Genomic DNA, 1,647 nt, shown 5'->3' on the forward strand with positions numbered 1-1,647 from the left:
GCCCCTGAGCGGCAAGGAAGTGCACGACGAGAACGGTGTTTACCCGGCAGATGTGGATTAAGAGACGCATCATGCTGCATGCAACAGGCTTGCACGCAAAAAAGGGACGCTTCGGCGTCCCTTTTTTTGCGTGTAGCGTGCTGCATGCTGCATGTTGCTTGCAGCCCCTCTCATTCAAAACGCATATTTCGCCGTGAACTGCACGCGCTTGAGATTGCCGTCGTCCCCATTCTCGATTTCCCGATCGGCATAGATCAGCTCACCGCCGAGAGAGAGTGGTTTCGCGACCTGCCAGATCAGGTTGGCGTGGGCGCTTTGCACCCGTTTGCTGGTGGTCACCGCCACGGTATCGGGGTTATCCGCTTCACTGACCGAGACCGCAAAGTTGGAACGCCAGCGATCACTCCAGTGATGGCGCAACGCCAGCACACCGCTCCATTGATCGATCAGCTCGATACTGCCATCCGCCTCAATCTGGCCTGAGCGGAATGCGTTGAGCGTGGTGTAACGGCCCAGCGCATTACCATAGTTCGCCTGGAAACGAATATCGTCCATGGCGCCCAGCATGACGCGACCAGCAACGGCAAGACCGTAACCGTATTTGTCTTCCTCATAGGGGACGGCGGCCACAGTATCTTGATACTTCAGTTGTCGCCCCATGGCCGACAGGCTCACATTGCCCCAATCACCTACCAAGTTATAGCGGGCAACGACATCCGGAGCACTGTTGTCATCATACTCACTGGGATTGCTATCCCCGCCATACAGAGTCGTAGACGGATTTTCCAAAGCCAGCATGATCGGGCCACTCGTATAGCGAATCTGCGGCTGGCGCTCAAACACCGTTCCCGCCGCACCAACAAAATCCAGCGTTTCCGGTAGCGCACTCACATTGAAAAAAGTGGACCAGGTCTGCCCGAACAACCACTTGTCCCAGGTCAGATAGGCATGGCGAATACGCGGCGAATAGCTGTTACTGATGCGCTCGTCACCAATACCGTTAGTCTGAAAATCAATTTCAATATGCCCTCGCACCATGCCGGCGGAGGTCATGGTTTCACTCTTTAGCCAAAAGCGGCTTTGCTTGGCAATAAAATCCAGCTCTTCCGAGCTTGCCTCTCCCCCAACCGGGATGGTGGACGGCACCATGAAATCGCGCCCGATCGAACCGGCGGCCAGATCGCCATCGCTGTATTTGCTCATCATGGTGTCGGCCTTGATAAAGCCGCCGAAATCGATATGGGTATTACCACTTTTCACCCCATCCATGCGCTCTTCAAGCACAATGATGCGTTCCTCCAGCGTTGTGTCTGCACCGGCAATGCCTGCCTGCGCCAACACCAAGGCGCCGCACAGGTACGTGGCTTTTCTTGCTGTCATGGCCCTGTCCTCTTATTGTCATCAACACGAAAGTGACTCCGATTGACAGCTTGCTGAGCGTTTTGCCAACACTCTATTAGCCATAGGTCGAAGGTGATTAAACACCAGAGGCTCGACGCACAATGCCTGACAAGGAAAACCTGAGTAATGACAAGGTTTCTGCCTACTGAATACCGCACGATGCCCGCATCGCTTCCCACAGAAGCGGGATAAACCTGAAGTCATGCCTTGGCGGTTTTCCTTGTTGCCTGGAGCGGGTTGTATGTT

Annotated in this window: 1 protein-coding gene; it reads right to left on the minus strand. The window is 54.8% G+C overall.

All coding sequences use genetic code 11. The features are described from left to right. Positions 1-174 precede the first annotated feature (174 nt). Positions 175-1,380, minus strand: a complete 1,206-nt coding sequence (locus A3730_RS20225) for a DcaP family trimeric outer membrane transporter (protein ID WP_063519884.1) — start codon at positions 1,378-1,380, stop codon at positions 175-177. Positions 1,381-1,647: the final 267 nt, after the last annotated feature.

The organism is Alcanivorax sp. HI0044 (assembly GCF_001634945.1).